This window comes from Neisseria flava (assembly GCF_982712965.1).
In genome coordinates this window covers 1-25218 of sequence record NZ_CEXQBZ010000134.1, presented here as the reverse complement: position 1 = coordinate 25218, position 25218 = coordinate 1, and the positions used below count along the sequence as shown (strand labels likewise).

Annotated in this window: 18 protein-coding genes and 1 tRNA gene; 10 read left to right on the top strand and 9 right to left on the bottom strand. The window is 48.7% G+C overall.

Translation table 11 applies throughout. The features are described from left to right. Window positions 1-191: 191 nt before the first annotated feature. The 4 genes from aspS to rpsT all read right to left on the bottom strand — a co-directional run bounded on the left by aspS (window position 192) and on the right by rpsT (window position 4646). Complete coding sequence (gene aspS / locus AC5M9B_RS10545; protein WP_107885969.1) at window positions 192-2000, bottom strand: aspartate--tRNA ligase; 1809 nt, start codon at window positions 1998-2000, stop codon at window positions 192-194. A gap of 63 nt (window positions 2001-2063) precedes the next feature. Further along, window positions 2064-2765, bottom strand: coding sequence for a DUF502 domain-containing protein (locus AC5M9B_RS10540; protein WP_455007612.1), 702 nt, complete (start codon window positions 2763-2765; stop codon window positions 2064-2066). Window positions 2766-2923: 158 nt separating this feature from the next. Further along, window positions 2924-4144 (bottom strand): phospholipase A, encoded by a 1221-nt coding sequence (locus AC5M9B_RS10535; protein ID WP_455007613.1) that lies wholly within the window; start codon window positions 4142-4144, stop codon window positions 2924-2926. Window positions 4145-4382: 238 nt separating this feature from the next. Continuing rightward, complete coding sequence (gene rpsT / locus AC5M9B_RS10530) at window positions 4383-4646, bottom strand: 30S ribosomal protein S20 (RefSeq protein WP_019269820.1); 264 nt, start codon at window positions 4644-4646, stop codon at window positions 4383-4385. Window positions 4647-4948: 302 nt separating this feature from the next. On the opposite strand from rpsT, the gene AC5M9B_RS10525 reads away from it, so the two are divergent. Beyond that, window positions 4949-6091, top strand: a complete 1143-nt coding sequence (locus tag AC5M9B_RS10525; protein ID WP_070859356.1) for an extracellular solute-binding protein — start codon at window positions 4949-4951, stop codon at window positions 6089-6091. A gap of 111 nt (window positions 6092-6202) precedes the next feature. On the opposite strand, the gene AC5M9B_RS10520 is transcribed toward AC5M9B_RS10525, so the two are convergent. The 3 genes from AC5M9B_RS10520 to AC5M9B_RS10510 form a co-directional block, all read right to left on the bottom strand. Beyond that, a complete protein-coding gene (locus tag AC5M9B_RS10520; protein WP_070859357.1) occupies window positions 6203-8932 on the bottom strand; it encodes a lactoferrin/transferrin family TonB-dependent receptor in 2730 nt (909 codons plus the stop codon). Window positions 8933-9018: 86 nt separating this feature from the next. Next, on the bottom strand, window positions 9019-10797 hold the full coding sequence (locus tag AC5M9B_RS10515) for a transferrin-binding protein-like solute binding protein (protein ID WP_070859358.1): 1779 nt from the start codon (window positions 10795-10797) through the stop codon (window positions 9019-9021). Window positions 10798-10932: 135 nt separating this feature from the next. Next, window positions 10933-11874 (bottom strand): transposase, encoded by a 942-nt coding sequence (locus AC5M9B_RS10510; protein ID WP_487648640.1) that lies wholly within the window; start codon window positions 11872-11874, stop codon window positions 10933-10935. Between the two features lie 905 nt (window positions 11875-12779). Here AC5M9B_RS10510 and AC5M9B_RS10505 point away from each other — a divergent pair. The 6 genes from AC5M9B_RS10505 (at window position 12780) to AC5M9B_RS10480 (ending at window position 20002) form a co-directional block, all read left to right on the top strand. Then, a complete protein-coding gene (locus tag AC5M9B_RS10505) occupies window positions 12780-15623 on the top strand; it encodes a type I restriction endonuclease subunit R (protein WP_487648639.1) in 2844 nt (947 codons plus the stop codon). Window positions 15624-15625: 2 nt separating this feature from the next. After that, window positions 15626-17035, top strand: a complete 1410-nt coding sequence (locus tag AC5M9B_RS10500; protein ID WP_487648638.1) for a restriction endonuclease subunit S — start codon at window positions 15626-15628, stop codon at window positions 17033-17035. Window positions 17036-17053: 18 nt separating this feature from the next. Continuing rightward, window positions 17054-18550 carry a class I SAM-dependent DNA methyltransferase gene (locus tag AC5M9B_RS10495; protein ID WP_487648637.1) on the top strand — a complete coding sequence of 499 codons (1497 nt, stop codon included), beginning with the start codon at window positions 17054-17056 and terminating at the stop codon, window positions 18548-18550. Window positions 18551-18878: 328 nt separating this feature from the next. Beyond that, entirely contained in the window at window positions 18879-19073 is a 195-nt protein-coding gene (locus AC5M9B_RS10490) for a YgaP family membrane protein (RefSeq protein ID WP_070656667.1), read from the top strand. Between the two features lie 25 nt (window positions 19074-19098). Then, window positions 19099-19620 (top strand): rhodanese-like domain-containing protein, encoded by a 522-nt coding sequence (locus tag AC5M9B_RS10485; RefSeq protein WP_487648641.1) that lies wholly within the window; start codon window positions 19099-19101, stop codon window positions 19618-19620. Between the two features lie 79 nt (window positions 19621-19699). Beyond that, entirely contained in the window at window positions 19700-20002 is a 303-nt protein-coding gene (locus AC5M9B_RS10480) for an ArsR/SmtB family transcription factor (protein WP_487648636.1), read from the top strand. Between the two features lie 539 nt (window positions 20003-20541). On the opposite strand, the gene hemA is transcribed toward AC5M9B_RS10480, so the two are convergent. Then, window positions 20542-21795 (bottom strand): glutamyl-tRNA reductase, encoded by a 1254-nt coding sequence (gene hemA, locus AC5M9B_RS10475; protein WP_101809739.1) that lies wholly within the window; start codon window positions 21793-21795, stop codon window positions 20542-20544. 149 nt (window positions 21796-21944) lie between these two features. Continuing rightward, entirely contained in the window at window positions 21945-22736 is a 792-nt protein-coding gene (locus AC5M9B_RS10470) for a polyamine aminopropyltransferase (protein WP_019271718.1), read from the bottom strand. 243 nt (window positions 22737-22979) lie between these two features. On the opposite strand from AC5M9B_RS10470, the gene AC5M9B_RS10465 reads away from it, so the two are divergent. From AC5M9B_RS10465 to panC, 3 genes are all read left to right on the top strand, one after another. Then, a tRNA-Thr gene (locus tag AC5M9B_RS10465) sits at window positions 22980-23055 on the top strand. A gap of 146 nt (window positions 23056-23201) precedes the next feature. Then, window positions 23202-23990 (top strand): 3-methyl-2-oxobutanoate hydroxymethyltransferase, encoded by a 789-nt coding sequence (gene panB / locus AC5M9B_RS10460; protein ID WP_070656671.1) that lies wholly within the window; start codon window positions 23202-23204, stop codon window positions 23988-23990. 171 nt (window positions 23991-24161) lie between these two features. Next, entirely contained in the window at window positions 24162-24998 is an 837-nt protein-coding gene (gene panC, locus AC5M9B_RS10455; protein WP_019271720.1) for a pantoate--beta-alanine ligase, read from the top strand. Window positions 24999-25218: the final 220 nt, after the last annotated feature.

Below are 25218 nucleotides of genomic sequence, written 5' to 3'. Positions count from 1 at the left end.
TTAAGTCCGCAGAGTATGCCATGGTTAAACCTTCAAAGTTGAGTATTGTACTATTTTGTTTTTAATTGACTATAAAAAACTCTTTCCTGCAATACCTTGCTACCAACAATGAAAAAGGTCGTCTGAAACCCGTGTAATTAGGTTTCAGACGACCTTTCTATTATCAGGCGTTGTTTACCTGTTTCTCAAGATTACGCTTCTTTGTTTTCAGTCGCTTTTTGACGCAGGCGCAAGCTCAATTCGCGCAGCTGTTTGTCGTCCACCGCATTCGGTGCGTTGGTCAGCAGACATTGGGCGCGTTGGGTTTTCGGGAAGGCAATCACGTCGCGGATGGATTCGGCACCGGTCATCAGTGTTACCAGACGGTCGAGGCCGAATGCCAAACCGCCGTGCGGAGGCGCACCGAATTTCAGGTTGTCCAAGAGGAAGCCGAATTTTTCCTGTTGCTCTTCGGGGCTGATTTTCAGTGCGGCGAATACTTTTTCCTGTACGTCGGCACGGTGGATACGGATAGAACCGCCGCCGATTTCCCAACCGTTCAACACCATGTCGTAGGCGCGGGCCAGGCAGTTTTCAGGATCGGACGCCATCAGGTCTTCATGACCGGGCTTGGGCGAGGTGAACGGATGGTGCATGGCTGCCCAGCGGTCGCCGTCTTCGTCGTATTCGAACATCGGGAAATCGACGACCCACAAAGGTTTCCATTCGTCCACGAAGTAGCCGTTTTCCGCGCCGTGTTCCAAACCGACTTTGATACGCAGTGCGCCGATGGCTTCGTTCACGACTTTGGCTTTGTCTGCGCCGAAGAAGATGATGTCGCCGTTTTGAGCGCCGGTACGTGCAATGATTTCTTTCAGGGCGTTTTCAGACAGGAATTTCACGATTGGAGATTGCAGACCGCTGTCTTCGCCGTTGGAGAGGTTGCTGACATCGTTCACTTTTATGTACGCCAAACCTTTCGCGCCATAGATGCCGACAAATTTGGTGTATTCGTCGATTTCTTTGCGGCTGAATTTCGCGCCGTTCGGTACGCGCAGGGCAACCACGCGGCCGCCTTTCATGTCGGCTGCGCCACGGAAGACTTTGAATTCTTCCGTTTTCATCAGGTCGGTCAGCTCGGTGAATTTCAGGTTGATGCGCATATCGGGTTTGTCGGAGCCGTAGTAGAACATGGCTTCGGCATAAGGCATACGCGGGAAATCGCCCAAGTCCACGCCCAGCGCGTCTTGGAAGACTTGTTTTGCCATGCCTTCGGTGATGTCCATGATTTCATCCTCGTTCAAGAACGAGGTTTCCAAGTCGATTTGGGTGAATTCGGGCTGGCGGTCGGCGCGCAAGTCTTCGTCACGGAAGCACTTGGTGATTTGGTAGTAACGGTCGAAACCCGCCACCATTAACAGTTGTTTAAACAATTGAGGTGATTGCGGCAGCGCGAAAAACTCGCCCGGATGAACGCGGCTCGGCACGAGGTAGTCGCGCGCGCCTTCAGGCGTGGAACGGGTCAGCATCGGGGTTTCGATGTCGATGAAGCCTTGCGCGTCCAGATAACGGCGAACGCCCATAGCGACTTGATAACGCAGGCGCAGGTTGCGCTGCATCACCGGACGGCGCAGGTCGATAACGCGGTTGGTCAGGCGCACGTTTTCGCTGATGTTTTCGTCGTCAATTTGGAACGGCGGCGTAGCAGCGGCGTTCAAGACTTCGATTTCTTTGGCAAGGATTTCGATTTTGCCGGAAATCATTTTGTCGTTGGTTGTGCCTTCAGGACGGTTGCGCACACGGCCGGTAATGCTCAAAACGTATTCGTTGCGGGCGGAATCGGCAGTGGCAAACGCTTCAGGCGTATCGGGGTCAATCACGACTTGGACGATGCCTTCGCGGTCGCGCAGGTCGATAAAAATCACGCCACCGTGGTCGCGTCGGCGGTGTACCCAGCCTTTGACGGTTACGGTTTGGTCTAAGTATTGCTCGCTGATCAGGCCGCAATAGTTGGTACGCATAAAATCACCTTTTTATATTGTTCAATTTGAAAAGAAGGAAAAGGTCGTCTGAAAAAAGACACCTTAATTGTTTTGTTCTGTATCGTCGTTTTCAGACGACCTGTGTTCTGCCAAAACCTTGACCCGAACTTCATCCGGCATCACCATACCCAGCGAAATCACATATTTCAATGCTTCGTCCACGCTCATATCGAGTTCGCGCACGTCGCTCTTTTTCACCATGATGTAATAGCCGCCGGTCGGATTGGGCGTGGTTGGCACATAGACGGAAAGATAGTCGTCATCGTGCGGCAGGCTGCCTTTGAGTTTGTCGGGAATATGCCCTGAAACAAAAGCAATCGTCCAAATATTAGGCTGCGGGAACGGAACCAGCACGGGCGTTCTGAACGAGCGGCTGCTGTCGGAAAGCAGAGACTCGGATACTTTTTTGACGCTGGAATAGATGGACTTGACGACGGGAATCCGTCCCAACAGGCTGTCCCATGCGGCGAGAATTTGACGCCCCAAAACGTTGGCGGCGAACACGCCGGTCAGAAACAAGACGACAATGGCGGCAATAATGCCCAAGCCGGGAATGTTGAACCCCCAGAAATATTGAGGCTGCCATTGCTCAGGCAGCAGGCTGATCAGCCGGTCGGCGGCAGATATGATATAGCTGACCGCCCAAATGGTTACGGCTATCGGCAGCCATACCAGCATGCCTGTAATCAGATATTTTTTTAATGCCTTGGCAATTTTTCCGCCTTCGGCCGTTTGTTCCGTCATCTTTTGAATAATTCCGACAAATATCGCCCAAACCTTGCATTATACGCGTTTGGGCAATAGGAAACGAGTGTTTTTAATATGGGGAGGGTGTTTGTTTTGCTTTCAGACGACCTGTGTGCAACATGGTATAAAAAGTCGTCTGAAAACAAGATTCGGCATTAAATTCCATCCCAGTCGTTGAACATCAGACCGATGCCGATGCCGTTTTGTTTGTGGTTGTAATCAATCAGGCTTTCGCCGTAGCCGTGAAAGCCGCGCACGACGCCTTTGAGTTTGCCTTTAATCGGGAAAGTATAGGCGGCTTCAACCGCGCCGTGTCCGGTTTTGGGGTTGTAGCGCAGCAGGGACGAAATATTTTGTTTGTCGTTCAGACGGTATTGCAGCCTCAAATCTCCATGACCCATGTAGTCGGTAATATCGGGATTGTCATTGTTTTCACCGGTCTGATCGAATGCGCGCATCCACACGCGCGGGATAACAGTCAGTTTGCCCCATTCCATCCCTGCCAGCGCGTAAACGCGGTTCCATGAGCGGGATTCGGGGCGGCTTTGTCCGTTGGATTGGTGGACGAATCCTGCGCCGACCATCCGCAGTTTTCCGCCGAACGGCAAATCTGCCTTCACGGGTTGGGTCAGGAAAATTTCAGGTTCGTAATCGGTATTGCGGAACGGCGCGGATTTTCTACCTTGGTTGTAAATCTGCCAATCGGATTTTTGGGTGTAGCCGAACCACAAATCTGCGCGGGTTTTAAACAAATCTTCGGCGATTTTGCTTTTGAACGAAACTTGCAGTTTGGTTTCTATGTGTTTCTGTTCGCTGAATTTTTCCTGATTGGTTGTGCCGCGCGAAGGGGAGTGGGGATGGAGGTTGGGCGAGCTGTTGTACCATGCAGGCATCAGGTACATGGGATTATGTTCGCGCACGCTCAACAAGCCGCGCGAGTCGTTTTTGTCCAAATCGTACATCAGGCTCAATGGCGTGTAGGCATCGGCTGTGGTGCGGAAATTGTCTTCCGAAAGGGTGGATTGTTCTTTATTTTCGTCAAACACAATCGTCGCCGTTTTTTTCTTGCGGCTGGTGCTGATGGTTTTGGGCAAATCGACCGGCGCTTTGGCGGTTTCTTCGCGAATAACGGGCAGCGGAGCTTGCGGCGGCAGTTGTGCCGAATAAATGCTGTCGTAACACGCCAAACGGGTGGCATTGTCTTGAATGGAAGTGCATTGCAAAGCCGTGTCGGCATAGGCGACAGGGGCGGCTGTTCCGCCGACGAGGATAAGCATCAAAGCGCGCCGACATTTGGATAATGACGGTTTTCCGTTTTTTTGGACATCGCTTTGCGCCAAATTCTGTTTCAACATCTTGTTCATCATTTTATTCATAGGATTGCCGATTGGGTGTTTTCAGACGACCTTTGTCTGAAAATCAGGATTAATCGTTTGAAAAACAGATTAAACCGCATTTTAACGCCTTACAGCAGCTCCACGGCAGGTCGTCTGAAAAGTTTACATCAACTTGCACCACATACGGCAATGCCCCTGAAAGGTTAAGACCTCAGGGGCATCGTTATCTGCTTGCCTGTCCCGACGCGATAAAACACCAAGACTATGGCAGGAAAGATTAAGCCAATGCTTTTACTTTGGCAGACAGACGGCTCTTATGGCGGGCTGCTTTGTTTTTGTGGAATACGCCTTTGTCAGCGATACGGTCGATGACTTTAACGGATTCTTGGAAAACTGCTTGAGCAGCAGCTTTGTCGCCGGCTTCAACTGCTTTCAACACTTTTTTCACTGCGGTACGGAATGCGGTACGCAGGCTGGCGTTGTGGGCGCGTTGTTTAACCGATTGGCGGGCACGTTTGCGGGCTTGTGCGCTGTTTGCCATATTGAATATCTCCTGAAAAATAAATTCTGTAAACGCGCAATTTTAAAGACAGATTTCTCTATATGCAAGTATTTTCTCTGTTTGCGCGCGCAAATCGACCGTATTTTGCCCAAAAACGACATCTTGTGCAACGCCGTTTTCCCGAGTCTAAGAAATCGTGCCTTATTTCAATAAAAATCAGTCAGATATTGCTTTGAGTTCTCACCTACTTCCATTACAATAGCCCCGCTTTGTGCCGGGGTAATGATGGGGTGCAGAGTGTTCATTTTCTGTTAACAATCTTTCATCAGGAATCTGCCCGTATGAAAAAATCCGTATTAGCCGTATTGGCGGCATTATCGCTGGCCGCTTGCGGCGGTGGTGAGAAAAAAACCGAGCAACCTCAAGCAGGCAGCGCGCCTGCTGCCAATGCCGAAGCAGCCGCCACCGATACCTTGAACATCTACAACTGGTCGAACTACGTTGACGAGAGTACCGTTGAAGACTTCAAAAAAGCCAATAATCTGAAGCTGACCTACGACCTTTACGAAAACAACGAAACCCTCGAAGCCAAAATGCTGACCGGCAAATCCGGCTATGATTTGGTCGTTCCCGGTATCGCCTTCCTGCCCCGCCAAATCGAAGCGGGTGCTTATCAGAAAGTCAATAAAGACCTGATTCCCAATTACAAAAACATCGACCCCGAATTGTTGAAAATGCTGGAAACTGCCGATCCGGGCAACCAGTATGCTGTTCCTTATTTCTCAGGCGTCAACACTTTGGCGATTACGGCGAAGGGTAAAGAGCTTTTAGGCGGCAAGCTGCCTGAAAACGGTTGGGATTTGCTGTTCAAGCCCGAATACACCAATAAGCTGAAATCATGCGGCATCGCCTTGTGGGATACACCGAGCGAAATGTTCCCTATTTTGTTGAACTATTTGGGTAAAGACCCCAAGGGTGCAAATCCTGATGATTTGAAAGCAGCGGCGGAAGTGCTGAAAACCATCCGTCCCGATGTAAAACGTTTCAGTCCGTCTATTATTGACGAGTTGGCGCGCGGCGACATCTGTCTTGCTGCAGGTAACGGCGGCGACTTGAACTTGGCGAAAGCCCGTTCCGAAGAAGTGAAAAACAATGTCGGTATTGAAGTCTTGACGCCGAAAGGCATGGGCTTCTGGATTGAGTCTTGGCTGATTCCTGCTGATGCGAAAAACATCGCCAATGCCCACAAATACATCAACTACACGCTTGATCCTGAAGTGGCTGCGAAAAACGGCATTGCCGTCACCTTCGCGCCTGCAAGCAAACCGGCGCGCGAGAAAATGCCTGCCGAGTTGGTGAACACACGTTCTATTTTCCCGAACGAGCAAGACATGAAAGACGGTTTCGTGATGCCTCAAATGAGCGCAGATGCGAAAAAACTGTCTGTCAACTTGTGGCAAAAAATCAAAGTCGGCTCCAATTAATCCGGAATATTGAAAAACGCCGTCTGAAATTCTTCAGACGGCGTTTCTAATTTTACCGCAATATCCGTGCCGTTCACCTATTGCCTTGATGCACGGTTACGGTTGCTTAGGTTAAAACTTCATCTCCAAAGTCAGGGTGTAATTTCGTCCCGGTGCGGCGTAGCGGTTATACCTGCCGACATTATTGTGCCTATTGACCGCTCCTTCGGCAGTCTGCCTTACAGACTCCCAAGTGGTATACCGGTAGTTGAAGAGGTTATACACGCCTGCGCGCAGGGTCAGGTGTTTCTTGATATTGTAATATCCGGAAACATCCGTAACATGCCAAGGCCGCGTCCGCCGTGATGCTGCTTTTTTAGCATTGGCATTACCGTTCAACAGCGCCTGGCTACCTAGCAGTTCGTCAACAGATTTTGCCTTGGAATAAGTAAACATCGTATTGATGCCCCATATTCCGTCAGGATGGTCGTAACCCAAACCCAATACATATCGTGAAGGTTGGACGGCATCAAAGAGATATGAAGTTACAAACGTCCTGTCGGCGCGTATATCGGCATCTTTGACCTTGATACGGTTATAGGCAAGCGTGGAATACAACCCGTCCGGCAACCCGCCCCATACACCGTGCCAATCGATTTTACCCAAAATATTGATACCGGCTATCCGTGCATTTTGAGCATTTCGGTATCCGGGGTCGCCAGAAGCCGAAGTTTGCCCGTTTTGAGTTCGGGTTTCATAACCGAATGCAATCAGGTCGCGATAAGCATTGTTGAAATAGCTGGCTTCCAAATTGCCGAAGTCCCCTTTAAATACAATACCTGTCTCTCTATTAAAGGATTTTTCCGGTTTCAGATCCAACGTTTTCAAAGACTCCCCGGCTCTCCAGCCGTACATTTCGGCAAACGACGGTAGACGGAAGCCCGTAGAAGCGCGATAAGTCAAATCCATCCAGGTGAAAGGCTTGAGGACTACGCCTGCGTTCCAAGAAAGGTTGCGGTGAGTGCCGGTAGAGACACTCTTATCTTCCGAATGCGTACTGCGGTAATCGTAACGTATACCTGCTCCGACATCCGCCCACCTGCCCAAACGAACATTGTCTTGAACGGCTGCATAATAACCGTTGCCGCCGATATTCCTCGGTGTGCAGTCTGTATAGGTGTTATTGCCGAAACGGCATATCGGCGATGTATTGACCGTGGTCTTGCCGATAGACACCCAATACGGTTTGCCTTGGCTTCCGTTGGGTGACTGCGCCCCTTCCGGGATTTTCGATCCATATGCTTGAACTGCGTTTTGAAGATAATAATCGCTGTGGGACAATTGCGACTTAAAGCGGTCGTACCCTAGATTGATACTCAGATTGTGACGGATTTTGGCCGTATCAAATGCCTTTTTAAATACTGCTTGGAACAGGTTTCGGTTTTCTTCATAAATCATCCGGTCGGATTTATAGAAGGAATACGGTTTATTGCCGTCGGGACGGCAATTTTTATCCGAACCGTCGTGAGAGCAATGCGTCTGCTGCAAACGGTTGTCCAAATCTATACCTTGCCGGTCATAAGAAAGTCGGGCGTAATCGGCCCAGGTATCCTTGTCAGCATTATGGTAAACATATTCGACCCCGTACCGGTTTTTAGTATGGCGTTCATCATAAAACACGCCGGTACCGTAACCGATACCCTGCAATGTACCGCCCTCTCCCTGAACAAACAGCCTTTCGGCCTTATTATTGCCCGAATATTTGCCAAAGCCGCTCGGCGTACCGTTTCTCCGGACACTTTCATTCAGATCGGCCTCGGTAAAATAGGCAGGAACAGTCATATCCCGTGTATCAAAGGTCTGCTGCGTACGTTCAAGAACGGCTCCGACATAATGGCGGTTGTCCAAATGCCAACCCGGTCGGAACAGCCATGATTGGCTGCCATACTCAAGCGGGTCCGCAAGGAAGCGGCTGGGGCCGGTATAATCCTGCGTGCTGACGGTTTTGCGCTCATCTTTGGCCAAAGCATCTTTTTTCGCATTGTCTTTACAGGCCGCATATCCATTGGAACATTCCTCTTCGACAATGAAATTTGCGTACGGATGGGTATCCTCGACCGGCATCAGCCGGTTGAAACTTTGCACACCTTTACCAGCATCTTTATGCGCGTGGGTTTCCTTCCCCCGCCGTTTAGTATAAATAAGGAGGGCTTCCGCGCCGCCGCTGCGTCCTGCAAGCGCAAGGGACTGTGTCAGGGCATGGTCTTTTCCAGAATAGGCAGTTTTACTCTGAATGCCCCACTGTTTTCCCTCTCCGATAATGTCGGCTGCGGTTTTGGTTTGAAATGCGACCGAACCTGCCAATGCGCCGTTTCCGTATTCTGATGAATTCGAACCCTTGCTGATTTCAACGGCCTTAACGTTTTCATACTCAATTTCATTGATTGCGCCGCTGCTGCCCGCCGTCCTCGTCCCACCCAATGCCGCCTGCGCGGTGTAGGACTGTATTTGCGAAACGCCGTCTACCGTTAAGGAAACGCGGTTTTTATCCATGCCGCGTATTGAATAGCCGGAACTTGCGCCCCGACCCTGTTCGACCACGGCAATACCCGGATCGTAACGGGTCAGGTCTCGGATATTCAAAACCTGTTCTTTACTTAGCGTCTCGGAAGATTTGACCAGCTTGCCCAGCCCGGTTACTTCGTTATCACGGCGGGTTTTCTGTTTTTTCGCATTGACCTGCACGGTATCGAGCTGCTTTTCCCACACTTGTCCGGACGGTAAAACATCCGCATAAGCAGGCAGCGCAGTCATCAGCGACAGGCATAAAATATTTAATCGGAACAAATGTTGCTGTTTCATATCATTTCTCTACTTACTGCCTTCAGACGGCATTTAAAGCCGATATGCCGTCTGAAGAACTTTCCTCTGTCAACCGGCAGCCCAGTTTACCGGACAAGCTGTTGGCGTTTCGTACCGAATACCACTGCCGCCTTGCCGCTTTCTCCCTCCAATGTATTTCCGGAGAACGATCCGCCCATCTCAATGGCGTTTTTGCCGTAGAAGCCGCCGGACACATCTGCACGGATATTCGTTCGTTTCGGATCGATGGTATTTTTCGGATCTAATGCAAAGCCGTTTTCACCGGTTTTCGCCACACCTGAAAAACCGTTGCCCTGAATCGTGGCAGTGATGGTGAATACGGGGGCAATGCGGTCTTTCGCCGTCAGCATACCGTTGAGGGTTTTCTCGGCAAAATTAACTTTAAACTCCGCCCGGTTACCGCCTTCCTTATTGGAAGGTTCGGCACTCCAGCTCGTACCATTAACAATAGTACCCGACCATGTACCGCGATATACCGCCTCTCCCGCCGTTACAGGCATATCGGAAACCGGCGTACGGCTGCCCTGCAGGAACATATCGTGCGAACCGCGGTGTTCCAACACCCCGAAATGCAGGTAATCCAAATTGGAGCAGCATACCGACACCTTCACACCGTCTTTCTCAAATATATGCTGGAATGCCGTCTGAGTGCCTTCGGACGGCACAAGCGCAAGCTCTACGCCGTCAATCAGCAGTTTGGCCACGTTGCCGAAGCTGTCTATCTGTTTTTTCACAAAATCCGCACCGATGCGGTAAGCGTCCATAAAGGTTTCAGCCAATGGTTTTTCTGCACCGTCTTTCTGTTTCGCGCTGAATACGGCAAGCACTTTCTTATCGTTTGCCAAAAACTTGCCGCCCAACTCATCGCCCTGAGGCCCGTAGAAACCACCTTCCAGACTATCAGAATCAGAAACGAAGGGATGACCGTTCCCAGTATCTTTATCTGCAGCCAACGCCTTACCTTTGAAACGGTTACCGTGCAGGTTAGCCTGAATGTCGTAACGTTTAATTTGTTTGGTTTTATTTTCGGTTTCGTTATGGGTAATCCGGTTATTGCGGTAGAGCACGCCGGTCATGGTCTTGGCGGCGAAGTCCACCTCAAACTCGCTGGTCAGCCCAAAATCGGTCTGACCTTCCGGTGCCTCGCTTTTATTGCGCAACACATCCGCTTCCTCGGCAGACAAAGCCCCGTACCTATCGCCCGCTTGCGAATTACCCAACTGGGAAAACTTCTGTTTTTCCTTGGCATCGGTTACATAATCCCAAGTGCCTTTGTAAATCGACTTGCCCATCGGCAGAGCTTGGGAAGGATTGCTGCCTTTGTAGAAAAGGTAGCCGTCCGCGCCGGAAAGGGCGATATTGTTTTTGAAATCGATTTTATTGACACCGTTGCGGTAGATATAGCCCGAGCGGACATATTGGAAATCCGTGTATCCTTCCACACGGCTTTTGCCGTCGCCCGTTGTGATGGATTCGTTCAGCGTACCCTTATCCATCGCAAAAATCTCATTCTTTTGGGGAAACTCACCCGGCTCACCCTCACCTAATTTCTCCCAATCCGCTTCTGATAATGCCTTATGATCTTCTTTATTTTTCGGGTGCCAGTTCCGACGCGGTATTTTGGCTGCAAAACCGTAAACCGGACGGTCGTTTTCCGCCGCCTGCGCTTCATCGGGGTTTGCCGGTTTTTCAGTCTGTTCGTCTTGGTATTTCGGTGCTTCGGACTGCGGGTTGTGCTGTTTCGTTTCCACGCTGTCCAAATCGAAACTGCCGCCGCCCGCGCAGGCAGAAAGCAGCAGCACAGGCAGGATACCGGCTGCTTGGGCAATAAGTGAATTTTTCATATCAACTTTTTTAAAAATGATAATAGTTTATATTTTATTAACTTAAAATGTAATTTGCAAACATTTTCTGACATACCTTCACAAAACACCCGCACATCCTTACTCCGGATATGCGGGTGTTTGAGCAAACCTTGCCTAAACCAAAGACACCATTTCAATCTGCTCCATCGTCCTACCCAGAAAACGTTCGCCTATCGTTCTGAATTTCAAAGGAATATTGCTGACATAAAAACGATAGTCGGGATTATTGTTGTCAGTATTGAGTAATCCCTCCTGCGCAAGGATGCGTGCTGTTTCTTCAGCCGTCGTAATTGCAGAATCAACCAACGCGACATTACCCGCCTCCCTACCGATTAAGGGCTTGAGCAAGGGAAAGTGCGTGCAGCCTAACACCAGCGTATCGATGCCGTCTGCAAGCAATGGTTTGAGGTATTCGCATACGGTCAGGCGGGTAACTTCATGTTCCAACCAACCTTCCTCATCGGTACGGGTATGTTGTTTGTAACCGAGTTTGTAGAGGCCGTTTTTCTTTGTCCAACGGGCATCTTTGTCTTTGCTCGGTGTGGTTTGGCCGCTGACTTGTCCTTCTTCATCGACTTCTATGGCCTGACGCTGTTTGCTGCCGGCAGTCTGAATAATGGTGGCGTCAATGACGGCGGCGGATGCTTTCTCTATTTTTAGGCCTTTTTCGGTCAGTTGGCAGTTAATCAGTTCCAGCAATTCGGACAGGGTGTCGTCTTGCGCCAGCCAGTTGCGGTAGCGGCATAAGGTGCTGTAATCGGGGATGCTCAGTTCGTCAAAACGGCAAAACAGGTTGAAATCGATGCGGGTGATGAGGCTGTGTTCGAGTTCGGGATCGGAGAGGCTGTGCCATTGTCCGAGCAGGATGGCTTTGAACATGGACAACAGGGGATAGGCGGGACGGCCGCGGTGGTCTCGGACGTAACGGGTTCTTTGACGGTTCAGGTACTGTTCGATCGGTTGCCAATCAATCACCTGATCCAACTTCAATAGAGGGAAGCGGTCGATGTGTTTGGCAATCACGGCTTGGGCGGTTTGCCGGAAGAAGGTGCTCATGGAAAATCCTCTAAATGTCTTGGTGGGAGTTTAGGGGGATTTTGCAAAGATCTCGGTGTATAGGAAGGAATTTGGCGGTAAAGTATTTGCGATATTCCTTATGCTTTTATCAAATTGCTGTTCAGAGCTGCTATGGAGCGTTTTGATGTTGATTGGCATATCGCTTTGCAGCCATTTTGTCATTGCGCGATGACAAAACGATAGCGAAATAGTGACAAAATGTGCGCGAGATTATAACGCCGTGTAAAAAATAAGATCTAAAATTTGGTCTTTTTCACTTTATTTTTACATATTTATGCGATAAATTGAAATATTAAAATCAACTAATTGATTTTGAGCGATTATACAATTTACATTTTTCTATAATATAGAAACAACCCTTTTAAAACAGAAATTACATAAAAGGTCGTCTGAAAAATCGGTTTTACCGGTTTTCAGACGACCTGTTTATTTTATATATCGCAAGTTGACCCAAATTGAGAGCCCGACAGCCTTCTGTGTTTACGCACAATCGTAAAATATGAATCTTGCGCGTTTTACTTGTTTAAAAGCATAGCGGGCAAGTTTAAGCCGGTTCTGTTTTCGGTTTCTTTGCCTTGTCCTGATTTAATCTAAATCTACCCTGTATAATTTGAGATTGATTCCGAATAGGAAAATACATTTGCACCAAAATTGTTTCAATGTAAAACCATTTAAGCAGAAAGTTTTAGGATGCTTACTTGTGAAGTTGAGGCAAATGAAAGCTACTTGGGTTATCATTGAAAATCATAAAAAGCAGTTGCAGAGCAGTTGGGAAAGTTGTCGTGTTTAGATTTTGGGAGTGAGACAGTGAGTTATACAGCTTCACCAAACACAGCTAACTATCTATTTTTATCAATTTTAACGCGTTATCTAGGATAGTATTTATGAGCAAACAGGTAACCTACAACCAACACCCCGAGCAGCAAGCCCGCGACATCATCGATCAAAAATTGGAGCAGGCGGGCTGGGCGGTACAGTCGGTGAAGAACTTTAATCGCAACAGCAGTTTGGGTGTGGCGGTACGTGAATATCCGACCGACAGCGGTCCGGTAGATTATCTGTTGTTTGTTGATGGCGATCCGGTTGCCATGATTGAAGCCAAGCCGGAAAACTTTGGACATAAGCTCAATACCGTAGAAGAGCAAAGCGCGCGCTATGCCGATAGCGAACTTAATTATATTCAGCAAGCAGAGATTGCCTTTTTATATGAAAGCACAGGCGTAGTAACACGGTTTACCAACCGCAACGATCCCGCGCCGCGTGCCCGTGAAGTATTCCACTTTCACCGTCCAGAAACGCTACAAAAATGGGCAAGCGAAGGCAAAAACACCCTGCGCGCCAAACTTAAAGCCATGCCAGCACTCAATCCTAACCATCTGTCTGCGGCAGCGTTAGGCTTGCGCGATTGCCAATTAACCGCCATCGAAAATATGCAAGATTCTTTGGCAAAAGATTTGCCGCGCGCCTTGATTCAGATGGCCACAGGCGCAGGCAAAACTTATACCGCCATCAGCATTATGTATCGCTTGCTCAAATACACAGGCAAACGCCGCATTTTGTTTTTAGTCGACACCGTCAATTTGGGCGAACAGGCCGAGCAGGAAATGTTGGTTTTTACCCCGTCTGACGACAATCGCAAATTTACCGAACTCTACAACGCCCAAGTGATTAAATCGCCGCACATTCCCAACGGCGTAGAAGTCTGCATTTGTACCATTCAGCGCATGTATTCGCTATTAAAAGGGGAAGACCTAGCGATACCGGATGACAGCATGGAATTGGAAGAATGGGAAAACCGCTTAAAAGAACCATTGCCCGTTGCCTATCAACCGGATCTGCCACCCGAATTTTTTGATTTTATCTTTATCGACGAATGCCATCGCTCCATTTACAACCTGTGGCGGCAAGTGTTGGATTATTTTGATGCTTATCTGATCGGCTTAACCGCCACACCGGACAACCGCACTTTTGGTTTTTTCAATCAAAACGTCGTCAGCGAATACAGCCACGAGCAAGCCGTTGCCGATGGCGTAAACGTAGGCAATGAAGTCTATCTGATCAATACCAAAATCAGCCTTGAAGGTGGCAAATTCAAAGCTGAAGAGCTGGTCGAACACCGCGAACGCACCACACGCCGTAAACGCTGGCAGCAGCAAGATAGCGATGAAGACTATACCGCCAAGCAACTCGACAGGGATGTTGTCAATCCAAGCCAAATCCGCACCATTATCCGTACTTTCCGCGACCATTTACCCGTAATGTTCCCAAATCGTCAAGAAGTACCCAAAACCTTGATTTTTGCCAAAAACGACAGCCACGCCGACGACATCATCAAAATGGTGCGGGAAGAGTTCGGGCAAGGCAACGAATTTTGCAAAAAAATCACTTACAAAGCCAAAGACAATATTGTGGGTGAAAACGGCGAAATCATCGAACACGGCGAAGAACCCAAAACCGTCTTGGCGAATTTCCGCAATAGCTACAACCCGCGCATCGCCGTTACCGTCGATATGATTGCCACAGGAACGGATGTCCGCCCGCTCGAATGCCTGCTGTTTATGCGCGATGTCAAAAGCCGCAACTATTTCGAACAAATGAAAGGACGCGGCACACGCACGCTTGATAAAGAAGGCTTGCAAAAAGTCAGCCCCTCCGCATCATCAGCCAAAACCCATTATGTGATTGTCGATGCCATCGGTGTTACAAAATCGCTCAAAACGGCAAGCCAACAATTAGACACCAAGCGTTCGGTCAGCTTCTCCGATTTAGGGAAAGCCGTCGTCTTCGGCGGCGCATTTGATAGCGACAGTATCAGCTCACTGGCGGCACGCCTTGCCCGTTTAAACAAACAGCTTGATGACGAACAACAGAAGCAAATCACCGCCATTACAGGCGGCGTCCCATTACCGCAATTGGTCAAAGACCTGTTTCACGCCATCAATGCCGATGAAATCCATCGGGCAGCTTGCGAGCAAGAAGGCATTTCCATCGATGAGATGCCGTCTGAAAAAACCGTTTTACAGATACAAAAACAGCGCGTCAAAGCCGCCACACGTCCGCTTTCCATGGAACTCATCACCACGTTGGACGACATCCGCAAACAAAACGAGCAGAAAATTGACGCCGAGATTGATGAAGTCATCCACGCAGGCTGGGCGGAAAATGATGAAACCCTGACCCAAGATTTTGCCGAATGGATACGCAGCAACAAAGACGAAATTACCGCCTTGCAGATTTTCTATAATCAGCCTTATCAACGCCAAGCCTTAAGCCTTGCGATGATTAAAGAGCTGGTAGCCGCCATTAAAAAAGCCAAACCGAAATTGGCATTCAGTCATATCTGGCAGGCATACGCGCGTTTGGATAACGTCAGCGAACAGGCAGAAAGCGAACTTACCGCCTTAGTCAGCCTTGTTCGCCGAGTGATTGGCATTGATGGCAAAATCACCCCGTTTAGCAAAACCGTGCGTAAAAACTTCCAAACATGGACTTTTGAACACAACGCCCGCGCCGACAAACCGCTGACCGAAGAACAAATGCAATGGCTGACCATGATTCGCGACCACATCATAACTTCCTTTGCCATCGAAGAAAACGACTTTGAACTTACCCCGTTCAATCAATACGGCGGCTTAGGTCAAGCCTATGATGTATTGAGCGAAATTGCCGCCAACGACCAAGACTTTAACACCCTATTAAACGAGATTAACCAACAATGGACAGCATAACAATGACCGCAGAACAGCAATTGCCTGAAGGGTGGAAGAAAACGACTTTGGGGGAAATATCCATTATAAAAATGGGGCAGTCCCCAAGCGGTCAATCGTATAATAAACAAAACAATGGGTATCAGTTAATTGGTGGCGCAAGTGATTTAGGGGAAAAGTTTCCTCAACCCCAAAAATTTACCAGTGATGCAATAAAATTAAGCAAAATCAATGACATCATTATCTGTATTCGAGCAACAATTGGACGTTTAAATTTAAGTGATAAAGTCTATTGTTTAGGGCGTGGCGTAGCTGGAATTGAGGTCAATGAAAATATAGAAACTAAATTTATTTGGTATTCATTGATGAATAATGAGGCATATCTTTTAAAAAATAGTACTGGTACAACATTTCAACAAATTTCCAGTCCTACTTTAAAAAAATTGCCCATTATCTACCCAACCAGCAAAGAAACCCAACAAGCCATCGTCAATAAAATCGAAAGCCTGTTTGATGAAATCGACGAGGGCATAGGTCGTCTGAAAACCGCAGCACAGCAAATCCAACAATACCGCCAATCCCTGCTCAAAAACGCCTTTAACGGCGAGCTCACCAAAGAATGGCGCAGCAAGCATGCAGATACCTTGCCGTCTGAAAACGAACTGCTCGCCCAAATTCAGACGACCCGCGAACAACACCACGCCCAACAGCTTGCCGACTGGCAAACAGCCGTCAGCCAATGGGAACAAAATGGAAAAGAAGGGAAAAAACCGAGCAAGCCCAAAGCACCGACACAAGCGGTTAAGTTTGAAGAAAATGTTGCAGATTTGCCGAGTGGGTGGGGGATGGTAAAGTTAGAGAATTTGGCTTCTGAATATGTACTGGGGAAAATGCTTGATAAAAATAAAAACAAAGGGAAAGAGCGACTATATCTAGGAAATATAAATGTACGTTGGGGATATTTTGAATTTTCTAACGCTAAAACAATGAAAATTGAAGATGATGAGATTGAAAGATACTCAGTAAAGTATGGTGATTTAATTATTTGTGAAGGTGGCGAACCTGGGCGTTGTGCAGTTTGGAAACATGAGGCTGAAATGTTTATTCAAAAAGCACTACACCGAGTAAGGTTTCCATCATACTATTCTGCAGATTTTGCGTTTTATTATCTAAGCTATGCTGTGAAATTACCATTGGTAACAGACCTCTTGACAGGAACCACAATTAAACATTTAACCGGTACTGCATTAAAAAATATCCCATTTCCAGTCTGCTCTATAAATGAACAAACCCAAATCGTTGCCATTTTAGAAAGCAAACTCACCGCCTGCGACCAACTCGCCGCCGAACTTGCCAAACAACTCAAGCAAGCCGAGCTACTCAAACAGGCCGTCTTAAAAGCGGCTTTTTCAGGCAGCCTTTTGGATAAATAAATTAAAGAGAAAACGAATATGACCACAACGCAAAATCACACTTCAAATGCCATCGTCCAAAAGGTTTGGAGTTTCTGCCATATGCTGCGCGATGACGGCGTGAGCTACGGCGACTATTTGGAACAAATTACTTATCTGATTTTTTTGAAAATGGCGTTTGAATACAGCCAGCCGCCCTACAATCGTGATGTCGGCATTCCCGAAGAATACAACTGGAAAAGTCTGACCGACCGCACAGGTGCGGAATTGGAAAGTCATTATCTCGCTTTGTTGCGCGATTTAAGTATGCGCAAAGGCTTGCTTGGCCAAATCTTTGCCAAGGCGCAAAACAAAATCCAAGACCCTGCCAAATTATCCCGTTTGGTAGCGATGATTGATGAAACCAAATGGACGCGCTTGGGCGTGGATGTGAAAGGCGATATTTACGAAGGCATTTTGGAAAAAAATGCCGAAGATACCAAATCAGGTGCGGGGCAATACTTCACGCCGCGTGCTTTGATTCAAGCAATTGTCGAATGCGTCCGCCCGCAGGCAGATACTCTGATTGCCGACCCGGCAGCAGGCACCGGCGGCTTTTTATTGGCGGCATACAGTTATTTGGAAAAACACGCCGATTTAAACACCGACCAAAAAGAGCGGTTAAAAAAAGGGACGTTTTTCGGCAATGAAATCGTCGCCAATACCCGCCGTTTGTGTTTGATGAACCTGTTTTTACACGGCATCGGCGAAATGGACGGCGATAGCCCGATCAGCTCCGATGACTCCTTGGTTGCGCCAAGCGCACGCAAAGTGGACTTGGTTTTAGCCAATCCGCCATTCGGCAAAAAAAGCAGCATGACCATTACCAATGCCGAGGGCGAAGCCGAAACCGAAGATTTTGTCTATAACCGCCAAGACTTTTGGGCAACCACTTCCAACAAACAAGTCAACTTCTTGCAGCATATTTACACCATGCTCAAAAACAACGGGCGGGCTGCCGTGGTCGTGCCCGATAATGTGCTGTTTGAAGGCGGCGCAGGCGAAACCGTGCGTAAAAAACTGTTGCAGATGACCGATTTGCATACGATTTTGCGTTTACCGACGGGGATTTTCTACGCCCAAGGCGTGAAAGCAAATGTGTTGTTCTTTGACAACCGCCCCGCACAGGAAAAAGCCGTTACCCAAGAAGTCTGGGTGTATGACTACCGCACCAATGTGCATCACACGCTGAAGAAAAAACCGATGCAGTTGGCAGATTTGCAGGATTTCATTGCCTGCTATTGCCCTGAGGACCGTTCAAAACGTGTGGAAACCTATCATGCCGAAAACAATCCCGACGGACGCTGGCGTAAATTTAGTATCGATGAAATCAATCAGCGCGAAAAAACCAGCTTGGATATTTTCTGGCTGAAAGACCATTCTTTAACCGACTTGGACAATCTGCCCGCCCCCGATATTTTGGCCGATGAAATCATTGAAAATATCGAAGCGGCTTTGATGAGTTTTCGAAGTGTTGCCGAGCAGTTGGCGGATTAGTCAGACCATCAATTAATAGACTAAGACAACTGCCGAATCTCATTACAACTTCAATGATTTTGTGAATTAGCTTGCTAAGTAGAGGTATAAAAGGTCGTCTGAAAATCGGTTTTACCGATTTTCAGACGACCTTTTCCTTGTGTGTCGCAAATCAGGTATAACTTAGCTTGCACATACCCGTTTAAAAATAAGGTTATCTCATCCTTCTGAACCGCATGGCTACAAACTGTTTGACACAATTATCCAAAAGATATAATATTTCTTATATATGATTTTTATTATATATTTTTATTTTCAGATGAATCACTCTCAAACAAGGAGCAATTAAATGAAACGTAATTTAGGTACTTTGGATCGCACTCTCCGTATTATCATTGGAGTAGCCTTAATCGCCGCCGCTGCAACAGGTCAAATCGGCTGGTGGGGTTGGTTGGGCATCATCCCGCTGGCTACCGCCTTGATAGGAAGCTGCGCGTTGTATAGCTTATTGGGCATCAATACCTGCCACATCAACAAAAAATAAAAAAAAACAAAACATGAGTAAAGACATGAGTAAAGAAGGGCAACTTCCACGAATTACTCCTGCGGAAGCGGCAGCGAAAATCCGTGAAGGCGCGATAGCGGCAGACATTCGCAGCCAAGCAGAATATCGGGGAGGGCATATCGGCGGCGCATTGTCCCTGCCGCCGGAGCGGCATCGCGACAAACTGCCCGACAACACCGCGCCCTGTCTGATTTTTTATTGTTTGGGTGGCAAACGCACGGCGCAGGCAGAAGCAGCATTGGCGGAACTCGGTCGGGGACGCGAGTGTTACATTCTTGAAGGCGGTTTGCAGGCATGGAAAGCTGCCGGACTGCCCATAGTTGCCGAACACGCCGCGCCGGACATCATGCGGCAGGTGCAAACCATCGCGGGCGGGTTGGTTCTGTTCGGCGTGTTGGCAGGTTCGCTGGTGTCGCCTTGGTTTTATCTGATAGACGCAGTAGTCGGCGCGGGTCTGTTGACAGCCGGTTTAACCAGATTCTGCGGCATGGCACGACTGCTTGCTAAAATGCCATGGAACCGCTAAACAGAGGTCGTCTGAAAGTTGCCGCTGCGGCAGTTATGACTGATAATGCGACCTTCACATTTGCCGAAAAGCGCAAACAATGACCACTGCCGATAATCAACCACCCTACGAAGAAGCCACCGCCTTTCTTAAACTTCTGGCAAACCCCCATCGCCTCGCCGTACTGTGTAAGCTGCACGAAAGACCGCACAATGTAACCGAATTGGCTGAATCATCCGGTCTCCCTCAAGCGGCGATGTCCAGTCAATTAGCCCTGTTGCGCGAGGCCGGATTGGTGTCTTTTCAAGTGAACCACCGAGAGCGGCAATATTACATTGCCGATTCACGAGTTAACGATATGATACAGCTGCTGTATTCTCTTTTCTGTGCAGGAAAAGATTGAAATATGGTTGTACCACCTTGGAGAGACTATTCGGAAAAATTAAGCTAAAAGGTCGTCTGAAAATTTTTCAGACGACCTTTTTGTTGTGTTTAGTAATCTACCCTTTGCACTATTGCCTAATGCCTAATGAACCTGAGACCTTTGCAAAATTCTCCAAATCTCCTAAACTCCCACTAAGACATTTAGGGGATTTTCTATGAGCATCTTCTTCCGGCAAACCGCACAAGCCATGATTGCCCAACATATCGACTGTTTCCGACTGTTGAAGTTGGAGCAGATGATTGATTGGTAACCGATCTAACAATACTTGAATCATCAAAGAATCCGTTACCTTAAAAACTATCGCGACCGTCCCGCCTATACCCTGTTGTCCACATTCAAAGCCGTCCTGCTCGGACAACGGAAACAGCCAAAAATCTGTGTTGGAATTTTAACTGTTAGGTAAAAAGGTTATTTCGCAAAGGCCTTGGCTATTTTGAAAATACTAGGTCGTCTGAAACGCTATTTGAGATTTCAGACGACCCTTATATTTTATAGCTTCAATCATTTTTGTCTAAATGATAAATTTGGGCAACAGCCTCTACAAGATCACTGTCGATTGAGCCTGCTTTATTGAGGGTGCGGGTAGGGGAATGGAGTAGTTTGTTGGTCAGTTGGATGGAGAGACGTTCGAGGACTTCCTCGGGAGACGTACCTTTCGCAAGTTGCTTCATTGCATTTTCCAGCACTTGTCTGCGGGCGCGTTCGCCCTCATCGCGAAGTGCGCGGATAAGCGGGACGCTTTGGCGGCTTTTTTGTTGTTGGATAAATTCACCGACTTTTTCTTCAACCATGGCTTCGGCGGCCGCGGCGGCTTTTTGCCGTGATTCTTTACCGCTTTGGACGATGTTCATCATATCGTCGACGGTATAAAGATAGGCATCTCCAAGTTCGCCCACTTCTGCTTCGATGTCTCTGGGGACGGCCAAATCCAATAGGAAAACAGGCATGTTATGGCGTTGTTTCAAAGCGCGTTCAACCATGCCTTTGCCGACCAATGGCAGCTGGCTGGCGGTCGAAGAAACGACGACATCGTATTCGTGCAAAATTTCAGGTAGGTCGGTCAGCAGGCGAGGTTCTGCAGTAATACCGAGTTTGTCGCACAATTCTTGCGCACGGGGCAGGGTACGGTTGGCGACGGTAATCAGTTTGGGGTTTTTCGCGGCAAAGTAGGTAGCCACCAATTCAATCATTTCGCCTGCGCCAATAAATAAAACATTCAAATCGGCAATATCGGGGAAAATTTGTTCCGCCATTTTGACCGAGGCGGATGCCATAGATACGGAATTTTCACCGACGGCGGTATCGGTACGGATTTCTTTGGCTACTGAGAAGGTTTTTTGGAACAGCGCATTGAGATGTGAATTGATGCTTTCCTGCTCTTGGGCGATACGGACGGCATCTTTGATTTGCCCGAGGATTTGCGGTTCCCCCAATACCATGGAATCCAGCCCGCAGGCTACGCGGAAGGCGTGTCGGATGGTTTCGTTGTTGTCTAAAGTGTAGAGATAAGGACGGATTTCTTCGATAGGGAGATTATGATATTCGGCGAGCCATTCAATAATCCGCTCGGTATCGCCGACGCAATAAAGCTCGGTACGGTTGCAGGTGGACAGAATGACGGCTTCGTCAGCAGCCGGACTGTGTGCCAAAGCACGAACGGCATCGGGGAGATGCTCGGCGGCGAATGCTAATTTTTCGCGTATGCTCAGGGGCGCAGTTTGATGGTTGAGTCCGACGGCGGTGAGTTGCATGGGGAGGGTGTTTTGCGGAATGGTGTGTGTCGGGCGGTATTATAGCCCAATTCAGGTATGAAATGAACGGATAAAGAGGAGCGGATAGGTGGCGATCGTCTGAAATTTTATGTGTCAGCGGTTTTAAGTTTTCAGACGACCTGTTCATCTCACAGATAAAAATGTTTGCCGTTGTTCGGGTTGCTTGCTTTCAAATCGTTCAACATCCGTTTGAAATCCAAGTCGTATTGTCCGCTTAATTTTTCCGCGCGTTTTTTCAGCTTGTCGAGGTTTTGTTCTTTCGGGCTGCTTTGGAATGCCATTACTGCCATATTGCCGTGGCTTTCGGCGGGCAGTTCCAACACGCGGCCTTCGAAGACGTTGAGCAGGCGTTCGACGAAGCGTTGGTAGCGTTTGTCGCCGCTCCACCAGTTGGTCACGAACACGCCGTCGGGCGAGAGGGCGCTGCGACAGTCTTGGAAGAAGGGTTCCTCCACCAGCGCATCGATGATTTGTTCGCCGTCGAAGCCGTCCACCAAAATCACGTCGGTATTGTGGCGGAACACTTTGATGTATTCCGCGCCGTCCGCTTCGACGATTTCGAAGTTTTCCCCTTCAAACGGCAACTCGAACAGGCTGCGTGCGACGGCGATGACCTGCGGGTTGATGTCCACGGCGGTTTGCTTGGTGTCGGGTAAATAACTATCTATCCAACGAGCGAACGAGCCGCCGCCCAAACCGATTTGGGTGATGTGTTTCGGCTTTTCTTCAGCAAACAGAAGCCAGCCCATCATTGCGCGACTGTACGACAAAACCAGTTCGGCGGGATGGTCGAGGTTCATCGAGCTTTGGATGGTGTCGCTGCCCAGATGTAACGAGCGGATGTTGCCTTCTTCAGAAATGCCGACTTCGGGCAGGTCGGACTTGGCGGGGCGCAGGCGGCGGTAGGGGTGTCGTGGCATGGTGTAGGACGGATGGAGGGGAAAGGGAAGTATTTTATCAGAGTGTCGTCTGAAATGCTTTTTGTGCGGTTGTTTTTCAGACGACCTTGTGCGGATATGCCTGAGCAGCTTGGTTTATATATGGGGTAATCATTACGCCTGAAATAAATTTCTTTTTAAATCAGATATTTTTTATAAAAATTTACTTTGTGGGCAACAAGTTCTTGCCAAGCGGGGCAGTTAACGGCATAATTCGGCTTCTTTGCCGGTATAGCTCAGTTGGTAGAGCACCTGACTTGTAATCAGGGGGTCCCGAGTTCGACTCTTGGTGCCGGCACCAATCAAACAGCCCGATTGTGAAAGCAGTTGGGCTGTTTTGCGTTTGCCGTTCGGACGGTAGCGGTATGGTGGCAGGGCGGCGGGCATTTCACTATAATAGCCCGTTTCCATTTAAAAGGTCGTCTGAAAAAGGCGGAACACATTCCAATGATTACTGTGAACACACTGCAAAAGATGAAGGCGGAAGGCGAAAAAATCGCCATGCTGACCGCCTATGAATCCAGCTTTGCCGCGTTAATGGACCATGCCGGCGTCGATGTTTTGCTGGTGGGCGATTCCTTGGGTATGACCGTGCAGGGACGCAAATCCACGTTGCCCGTCAGCTTGCGTGATATGTGTTACCACACTGAAAACGTCGCGCGCGGTACGGAAAACGCGATGATTGTCAGCGACTTGCCTTTTGGTGCGTATCAGCAGAGTAAAGAACAGGCGTTTGCCGCCGCTGCCGAACTGATGGCGGCGGGCGCGCATATAGTCAAACTCGAAGGTGGCGTTTGGATGGCGGAAACCACCGAATTCCTGCAAATGCGCGGCATTCCCGTCTGCGCCCATATCGGCTTGACCCCGCAGTCCGTGTTTGCGTTTGGCGGATATAAAGTGCAAGGGCGAGGCGATAAGGCGGAGGCCTTGTTGGCAGATGCGAAAGCACATGACCAAGCGGGCGCAGCCATTGTATTGATGGAATGCGTGCCGGCGGAATTGGCGAAAAAAGTAACTGAAACTGTCTCTTGCCCGACCATCGGTATCGGCGCAGGTGTGGATTGCGACGGACAAGTTTTGGTTATGCACGATATGCTCGGCATTTTCCCGGGGAAAACCGCTAAGTTCGTCAAAAACTTCATGCAGGGTAAAGACAGCGTCCAAGCTGCCGTTGAAGCCTATGTTCATGAAGTCAAAGCCAAAACCTTCCCCGCTTCAGAACATTCGTTTGCTTGATACCCTCAACTGAAAAAGGTCGTCTGAAAAGGTTTTCATCGTGAAAACCGAATTTCAGACGACCTTTGTTTGTCCGTGTTCCCAGCGTATAATCGGCGCGTGATTTTCGGGCTGGCAAAACACAGCGGCTGTGCGCCGCAATCCCGAAAAAGATAAAGGACATTTTCCACCATGCAAATCATTCATACCATTAAAGAATTACGCGAATGGCGCAAAAACGCAGGCAGCGTTGCCTTTGTTCCGACTATGGGCAATCTGCACGAAGGCCATCTCGCCCTCGTTCGCGAAGCCAAAAAACGCGCCGACAACGTTGTTGTCAGCATATTCGTCAACCGCCTGCAATTCGGGCAGGGCGAGGATTTCGACAAATACCCGCGCACCTTGCAGCAAGACGCCGACAAACTTGCCAACGAAGGCGTAGCCGTCGTGTTCGCGCCCGACGAAAAAGAGCTGTATCCCAATGTCGAGCAACGTTTCAACGTCGAACCGCCCAACCTTCAAAACGAATTGTGCGGCAAATTCCGTCCTGGGCATTTTCGCGGTGTCGCTACTGTCGTGAGCAAACTGTTCAACATCGTCCAACCCGATACCGCCTGTTTCGGCAAAAAAGACTACCAGCAGTTGGCGATTATCAAAGGCTTTGTCGAAGACCTGAATTTCAATATTGATATCGTTCCTGTCGATACCGGACGCGCCGCCGACGGACTCGCGCTTTCCAGCCGCAACCAATACCTCAGCGAAGCCGAACGCGCCGAAGCCCCGCGCCTGTACCGCGAATTGCAGCGTGTTGCTGCCGAACTCAAAAACGGTAATCTTGATTATGTCGGATTGGAAACGGAAACCGTCCGCCGACTGACCGAGGCAGGCTGGCTAGTCGATTACGTCGAAATCCGCCATGCAGAAAGCCTCGCCGTCGCACGCACCGGCGACAAAGCCCTTGTCGTCCTCGCCGCCGCCCGCTTGGGAACGACGCGTCTGATTGATAATTTGGAAGTCAGCTTGGCTTGATTGTTGGCATAGAAAAAGGTCGTCTGAAAACCAAATGTGTTTTCAGACGACCTTTTGTTTGCTTTATCGCTATATTTTGGAATATGGATAGCCGATATTATTCGACGAAACTAGATTTTAACAAAATAGATCTTGAGACTTAAAAAGTATAGTGGATTAAATTTAAATCAGGACAAGGCGACGAAGCCGCAGACAGTACAGATAGTACGGCAAGGCGAGG

Bases quoted from the DNA above. Each gene is read 5' to 3' on its own strand.
- aspS (WP_107885969.1), bottom strand. From the start codon at position 2,000: ATGCGTACCAACTATTGCGGCCTGATCAGCGAGCAATACTTAGACCAA.
- AC5M9B_RS10535 (WP_455007613.1), bottom strand. From the start codon at position 4,144: ATGAATAAAATGATGAACAAGATGTTGAAACAGAATTTGGCGCAAAGC.
- AC5M9B_RS10515 (WP_070859358.1), bottom strand. From the start codon at position 10,797: ATGAAAAATTCACTTATTGCCCAAGCAGCCGGTATCCTGCCTGTGCTG.
- AC5M9B_RS10495 (WP_487648637.1), top strand. From the start codon at position 17,054: ATGACCACAACGCAAAATCACACTTCAAATGCCATCGTCCAAAAGGTT.
- AC5M9B_RS10480 (WP_487648636.1), top strand. From the start codon at position 19,700: ATGACCACTGCCGATAATCAACCACCCTACGAAGAAGCCACCGCCTTT.
- AC5M9B_RS10540 (WP_455007612.1), bottom strand. From the start codon at position 2,765: ATGACGGAACAAACGGCCGAAGGCGGAAAAATTGCCAAGGCATTAAAA.
- rpsT (WP_019269820.1), bottom strand. From the start codon at position 4,646: ATGGCAAACAGCGCACAAGCCCGCAAACGTGCCCGCCAATCGGTTAAA.
- AC5M9B_RS10525 (WP_070859356.1), top strand. From the start codon at position 4,949: ATGAAAAAATCCGTATTAGCCGTATTGGCGGCATTATCGCTGGCCGCT.
- AC5M9B_RS10490 (WP_070656667.1), top strand. From the start codon at position 18,879: ATGAAACGTAATTTAGGTACTTTGGATCGCACTCTCCGTATTATCATT.
- panB (WP_070656671.1), top strand. From the start codon at position 23,202: ATGATTACTGTGAACACACTGCAAAAGATGAAGGCGGAAGGCGAAAAA.
- AC5M9B_RS10470 (WP_019271718.1), bottom strand. From the start codon at position 22,736: ATGCCACGACACCCCTACCGCCGCCTGCGCCCCGCCAAGTCCGACCTG.
- AC5M9B_RS10505 (WP_487648639.1), top strand. From the start codon at position 12,780: ATGAGCAAACAGGTAACCTACAACCAACACCCCGAGCAGCAAGCCCGC.
- AC5M9B_RS10520 (WP_070859357.1), bottom strand. From the start codon at position 8,932: ATGAAACAGCAACATTTGTTCCGATTAAATATTTTATGCCTGTCGCTG.
- hemA (WP_101809739.1), bottom strand. From the start codon at position 21,795: ATGCAACTCACCGCCGTCGGACTCAACCATCAAACTGCGCCCCTGAGC.
- AC5M9B_RS10500 (WP_487648638.1), top strand. From the start codon at position 15,626: ATGACCGCAGAACAGCAATTGCCTGAAGGGTGGAAGAAAACGACTTTG.
- AC5M9B_RS10510 (WP_487648640.1), bottom strand. From the start codon at position 11,874: ATGAGCACCTTCTTCCGGCAAACCGCCCAAGCCGTGATTGCCAAACAC.
- AC5M9B_RS10485 (WP_487648641.1), top strand. From the start codon at position 19,099: ATGAGTAAAGAAGGGCAACTTCCACGAATTACTCCTGCGGAAGCGGCA.
- panC (WP_019271720.1), top strand. From the start codon at position 24,162: ATGCAAATCATTCATACCATTAAAGAATTACGCGAATGGCGCAAAAAC.